General features: G+C 43.3%; 1 protein-coding gene. It reads left to right on the top strand.

All coding sequences use genetic code 11. The annotated features are described in order from the left end of the window. Nucleotides 1-545: response regulator (locus ACYVRA_RS08430; protein WP_461252279.1), on the top strand; the 545-nt coding region annotated here is incomplete at both ends.

Genomic DNA, 545 nt, shown 5'->3' with positions numbered 1-545 from the left:
AACGAAAAATAATTATCGCGGTAGACGATAATCTGGAAAACCTTAACGCCCTTAAGAATACCTTGAAAGACATATACAGGGTATATCCTATTCCCTCCGCGTTGGAGATGTTTGAGCTATTACAGCACATTCATCCGGACCTAATCCTGCTGGATGTGGAAATGCCGGAAATGAACGGATATGAAGCGATAACAAAATTAAAAGGCGACGAAAAATATCATGAAATACCCATTATATTTTTGACCTCCATGAGCGACGAGCAAAGTGAAATGGAAGGCTTAAAACTGGGCGCCGTTGATTATATCCACAAGCCGTTTGTCACTCCGCTATTGCTACAGCGGATAAAAACGCATCTGTCTTTAATGGAACAGCAAAATATGATACTCGACCGTAATAAAGAAATTGAAGAATTGCTTGAAATAAAGACAAAAGAAGTCAGCCTGCGCGAGGCGGCGGAACTGGAAGCGCAGAACGCGTCCCACGCCAAGGGCGAATTTCTGTCCCACATGAGCCATGAGATACGCTCTCCGTTAAACGCCGTAATA

Source organism: Treponema sp. R8-4-B8 (genome assembly GCF_054786175.1).
The sequence above is the reverse complement of the archived record's forward strand: the minus strand, read 5'-3'. Positions and strand labels throughout refer to the sequence as shown.